This is a genomic window from Roseibium sp. RKSG952, from assembly GCF_009711355.1.
Window position 1 is genome coordinate 1 of the sequence record NZ_SMMF01000716.1, and the last position, 5,333, is coordinate 5,333.

Consider the following 5,333-nt stretch of genomic DNA (forward strand, 5'->3'; position numbering starts at 1 on the left):
GCCTTGTTGCACTTCGCGGCTGAATCCACCGTTGGCTTGGTTGGGCTCGAAACTGTTAAATTGAGAGTTTGCCTATGGGCGGCAACAGTCTGGAATGACCGGAAGTCATTCTTCGCATGATGCTGCTGAATGACTTCCGTAGGGTGTCAGGAGGCGCTTTTTTTGACACCCAAGCTGAAATTTGCCGACGATGTGGCGGCAGCCTTGCCCGTAGACGCGAAGGCAGCGGGGACGGAGGCCGTGACAATGGTTGAGACAATAGCAAGTGATAGCACAATGGTTCTGAATAGTTTCATGATTTTGCCCTCGGAAAATAGCAGTCCCAAAAAATGTCGGGTACTGAGCAGGCCTTTTGGAAATAGTAATTGAACCACCTGTATTAAAGATGTGCCGGGCTCTTGTTGATATTTTTTTGTTTTCTACGTGCTGTCCAGCGTCAAGTTTATGAGCAGCATCTCGATTCAGTGAGGCACGCAGAAAGCACGATGACGGCAAGGGCCGCAATTTGGCCTTGGCCTTTACACTGCCGGTTTGGTTGCCTGCTCGTCAAATTCAGGTTGGGCAATGACGCAAGGGGCCAACGCTTTGACGGTTCCGGATCACGGGCACGGTATTGGCGTGACGCGTTAGTCTTCCGGATTAAGGATTGGTGGCGCAGTCCGGGCGCAGGGGCTACCGGGACCTGGCACGGGCGATCTCTTCGCCCATAAGATATTTCTTTCCGGCTTCAGCGGTTATGTCGACCCGGTCAGCTTGAAAAACAACGACAATATCAGAGCCGCCGAATTGAAAATAACCGAATTCATCTCCCTTTGTCAGATGAGCCCCCAGGTCCGGTGTCAATTGAACGGAGGACACGATCGACATTCCGATTGGCAGCACCGCAACCAGACCGGCCGTTGGTGTTTCCAGAACGATGAGCCCGCGCTGCTGATTGAACTGATAGCTGTCGCCATCAATTGTGACGAGGTCGCCATCTTCCGTCTTTTTCAGATCCAGGGAAACGAGGCCGGAGATGTTTTTCTTTTCGATAAGCTTTCCCGTTACCGGAACGTGAAAACGATGGTAGTTGTTTGTGTTTTGGTAGAGGTGGATATATGTTCCTCCGGCAAATTCCTTGAAATAATCACTGTCGGACAGGAGTTGTTCAATCGTGTAATTGGCGCCCTTGACTGTGATTGTGTCATTGTCGTCGATGTTGAGGCTTGCCTTCATGATGTTGTCGGCAGGGGATGTCAAAATGGCGTCGTTGTTGCGACCGGCGATCGGCCGTCTGCCGGGTTTGAACTCGCGCGCAAAAAACTGATTGAAAGTCAGCCACCCGCTCGGGGCAACAATATAGTCGCTTGTGTTGAAGCTGGGGTCGTCGATGAAAGTCTGTATTGAGGCGGCAGACTCGGGTGTGTCCATGAACGCACCCCATTCCCGCGCAAACTGTTTGACCCAGGCCTGAAAATCGCCGTCCTGTTTGAGGTCGTCAGACTGGTCGATCATGTAAAAGAATGCATGCGACAAGGGCAGGACACTGCTCGCTTCGGGCGGGCTATGTGCCAGCGCGTCGGCGTAATCATAAAATGCGTCGAGTGTGGTGATGTTGTTCCAGTCCGCTGCCTTCAGGGAGTCGAGGAGGGCATCACGTGTTTTTGGATCTGAAGTGACAAGTTGCCTGAGGTCGCGCGTCGGGGGAGGCGGGGTTTGTCCGGTCTCCGCAAAAGCGCCTGTGCCGAAAAGGAAAATCGAGGCTGACGCAGCAATGATTGCCCAAGACGTATACATGATCACACCCCGGTAATTGTATTCGAATCGTGCGGAAATAATTGTTTGTTTGTTTCAATGTTGGTTGTCTTGTAAAAATGTTAAATTGAATAAGTGTTGTGTTCAATAATTTTCAGGCCGGGGGTGTTTTATTTTGTTCGCTTCTTGTCAGTAATGACACTTCATGGCCGTGTTTGTTGGCCGTATTATTCCCTTTCGACTTCCCGAAACATAACCAATTGGCTCTCCGCTATCGGTTGAATTGATCGATTGGCTATCGATTGTCTCCGCTTCCGTTATGGGGGCTGACATGACGCGGGACGCGCCGGCGCGGAGAGACTTTCGGCGGCGCTGGCAGGTGTTGCCGGCGCTGCCGGGGCGCTCATGGAGCTGTTTCAGTCTTCGGCGCCGTCACTTGTGTCCGCAGGACCTCATGCGTCCTGGGTTGAAGGCAACGGTTTCGGTTCCCTGACCGCGCCGAAGGCAAGTGCTGCGGTTGCCAGCAGCAGCAAGCCGCAGAGGATGAACACCGCCACGTAGCCCGATCCGGCAAGCACGGCGCTTGATCCCGCCACCCCCATGGTGGTGCCGAGCAGGCGCAGGGTCACGATCGTGCCGCTCAACTGGCCCTGCTGGTCGGCAGGGGCCGCATTGACCGCGACCCGGCGCGACGGCCCCAGCATGCAGACCATACCGATGCCCCAAAGCACCAGCAGCACCGCGAAGACCGGATAGATCTTCAAGGGGATCGCGAGCGCGAACAGCAAGGCGACGATGGCGACCAGGGTAGCGCCGAAAGTCACCACCCGGTGTGAGCCGTATTTGTCGGCAAGCCGACCAACCGGCAGCGACAGAAGCGGGAAGGGAATGACCGCCGGCAGGATCGCAAGTCCGGCCTGGGCCGCGGTGAAATGCATCACCTGCTGCACGAATATCGGAAAGAACACCGAAAACGCCACCAGCGAATATTGCGCCATGAAATAGACGGTGATCGCCGCCGAAAAGGCCGGAACTCGGAACAGCCGGACATCGATCAGCGGATGCGGGTGGCGGCGCTCATGCCGGTCGAACAGGGCAAGGCTTGCGATTGCGATGACGGCGGCGCCCAGGATCAGCGGGCTGGTCCAGCCCAGGGACTCGCCCTGCATCAGGGCGAACACCAGCAGGCCGAGCCCGGACAGCATCAACAGGACGCCGAAGCCGTCGATGGGCGCGCGCTTGGGCGCCGTGCCCGGGTTGCGCCACACCATGAAGGCAAGGGCGGTGCCGGTCAGGGCGACCGGAATGTTGAACCAGAACACCCAGTGCCAGGAGGCGAAATGGGTCAGCATCCCGCCAACGAATGGTCCGAGCACCAGAAAGATGGTGGTGATTGCGGCGTAAAGCCCGATGCCGAGGCCGCGTTTTTCCGGCGGAACCGCCATGTTCGCGCCCGCCTGCGACAGGGCGAAGATGAAGGCGGCGCTCGCCCCCTGGAGGGCCTGCATGGCAATCAGGACACCGCCCGTGGGCGCAAATCCGGCCAGAAGGGCGGCGGCCGCAAAGACCGGCGCGCTCACGAGCAGCAGCGCCCGCAGGCCGAACATGTCGGCGAGTTTGCCGCCGAGGGCGGCAAGACAGGTCAGCGCCAGAAAATAGGCGTTGACGACCCAGTGGGTGGCCCCGGTGCTCAGGCCCAGATGGGACTGGATGTTCGGCAGCGCGACCCCGAGAATGGTCTGGTCCAGAAGCACGATGCCGGACAGGCAGCCCATGACGGCAATGATCCAATAGGGGCGGCTTTTTTCAGGGATTTCAAGCATGCCCATACCCCTTTCCTGTTTGAAATGACTTTAACGTAAACGTAAAGAAACAAGGTGACCTTACATTTTGTATATGGGTGTATACAATTTTTGGAGTATGCGCCGATCCGCCGCACGCGTCCGGGTCGGTATGCGTCTGGGGCATGCCTCGCCCGTATGCCTTTGCGGCCAAAGTCCGAGCGGTTTTGCGGATTTCCCGCTTGCCCGGCGCGCCCGGTTCGGCTTGGCGCATTAAGCTTCGGCGGTGGCGAGGGCGCTTGTGGACACAGGCGCGTGATCGGAACAGCCCCGGAAAAACCATTTTTCGATGGGACCGCTTACCCTGTCAAATGTGCCATGGTTTTGTGATCTTTTTCCAACGCCGGCCAGCAAGACAACCTGAAACGGCACGGACGTCCGGATTTGGTGGCCCGTGTTCAGAAACTGTTAACCGTGGCGGCGCCTAATCACGTCAGTGGGGGTGAGGCGTCCCATGAAGAGCCGGTGGCCGGACCGAACCCGGTAAAGGCAGCCGGAACTGGAGGTGTGACGATGGGGAAACTGCTGGATTTTGCATCTGCACCTCGGCCTGCGTCCCGGGTTGAGCCGTCCGCGGAGACGGGGCCGGACGGCGCCCGGAGTGAAAAGGGAGAGGTTATCCTCTTTCCAGGTGTGCGTTATCAACGCGCGGCCCTTGATTGGCACGCGCGAATCATGACCATCGGGGCCAAGGCGGATACGGGGACGTCCGGCGCGGATTGAGCGCCGCGGTCCCGTGCGCCGGATGATGGCAAGGCACGGAGACAGGCCCTATGGGCACTTGGCCAGGGGCTGCAGGTTTTTTTTCATCGCCCGTCCGCGTGCGGGCGCTGGGTTTGGGGACGGTATCCTTGGTGCTGGCCGCAGGGCTTTCGGGCTGTGCGAGGCCGACCGGAGATTTTGACCGGGCCGCGCCCTCGGTCATTCACGACAGGGTCATGCCGGCGGCGGGCAGCGAGGCGGCGCGCCTGCGCGGCGAGCCGGTCTCCACCTTCAACTACACCAATGACGAAAAGCTGCTGCGCGACCGGGCGTGGGCGCTGATCCGTCCGCCCTGGGCAGCCGACTGGATCGCGGGCACGCGGGTGGAGCTTGCCCGCACCCGGATCCTGCCCGAGGCTGACGGCCTTGTGCCGCCGGAGCGTTACTACCAGTTCCTGCGCTCCGAAAGGTTCCGCTCCTCCAACGCCCGCTACGACCGGGTGGCGGCGGACGCGACGGGCGATGCGGAGCTGGTCCTGCCCTATTGCGACGTGGTGCTGCGGGTGCGCGAGGCCGATGACGAGCGTTTGCGCGTGCTTCACAACAGGACGGTCACCCCGGTGGAGATTTATGACGGCGCCAAGGCGCGGGTCTGGGAAAACCGGCAGCTGATCGATTGGGTGTCCGAAGCGCTGCGGTTCCGGATCAGGGCCTACAAGCTGGCGCTGGCCAAGCTGGAGATCGAGACCCCGACCGGCGACCGGGTCTGGAAGACCAATGTCGCGATCCGCACGCTGGAGGGTCAGGTGCGGGTGGCTGAAAACGGCTGCGTCACCCAAAACCGCTTCGGCATCACCGAGCCCCCGAAAACATCCCGCATCTACACCAAATCGGGTCAGGCTGGGCCGAAAGTGGTGAAGTGATTTTTTCGGTTTTTTTTGGGGGGCGCGACCAGTGCGGTCATTCGAAGAATTGGGAACGATTCCCGAAAGCCGACGGTCATTCCTAATGCAGCGAATTCACGGGATGGTGAAGGTTTTTCGATGCGGGCCGCGG

General features: G+C 59.1%; 4 protein-coding genes. 2 read left to right on the top strand and 2 right to left on the bottom strand.

Annotation, left to right across the window (positions count from 1 at the left end; genetic code table 11):
* Window positions 1–672: 672 nt before the first annotated feature.
* On the bottom strand, window positions 673–1,776 hold the full coding sequence (locus tag E1297_RS04600; protein ID WP_155134491.1) for a phosphatidylserine decarboxylase: 1,104 nt from the start codon (window positions 1,774–1,776) through the stop codon (window positions 673–675).
* Between the two features lie 410 nt (window positions 1,777–2,186).
* Entirely contained in the window at window positions 2,187–3,563 is a 1,377-nt protein-coding gene (locus E1297_RS04605; protein ID WP_155134494.1) for an MFS transporter, read from the bottom strand.
* Between the two features lie 399 nt (window positions 3,564–3,962).
* Between E1297_RS04605 and E1297_RS49720 the strand changes: the two genes are divergently transcribed.
* Together E1297_RS49720 and E1297_RS04615 are read left to right on the top strand one after the other, a co-directional pair.
* Entirely contained in the window at window positions 3,963–4,298 is a 336-nt protein-coding gene (locus tag E1297_RS49720) for a hypothetical protein (RefSeq protein ID WP_209015642.1), read from the top strand.
* Between the two features lie 131 nt (window positions 4,299–4,429).
* A complete protein-coding gene (locus tag E1297_RS04615) occupies window positions 4,430–5,200 on the top strand; it encodes a hypothetical protein (RefSeq protein ID WP_368669461.1) in 771 nt (256 codons plus the stop codon).
* Window positions 5,201–5,333: the final 133 nt, after the last annotated feature.

Coding starts and splice junctions, on each gene's coding strand:
- E1297_RS04600 (WP_155134491.1), bottom strand. CDS start 1,776: ATGTATACGTCTTGGGCAATCATTGCTGCGTCAGCCTCGATTTTCCTT.
- E1297_RS04605 (WP_155134494.1), bottom strand. CDS start 3,563: ATGGGCATGCTTGAAATCCCTGAAAAAAGCCGCCCCTATTGGATCATT.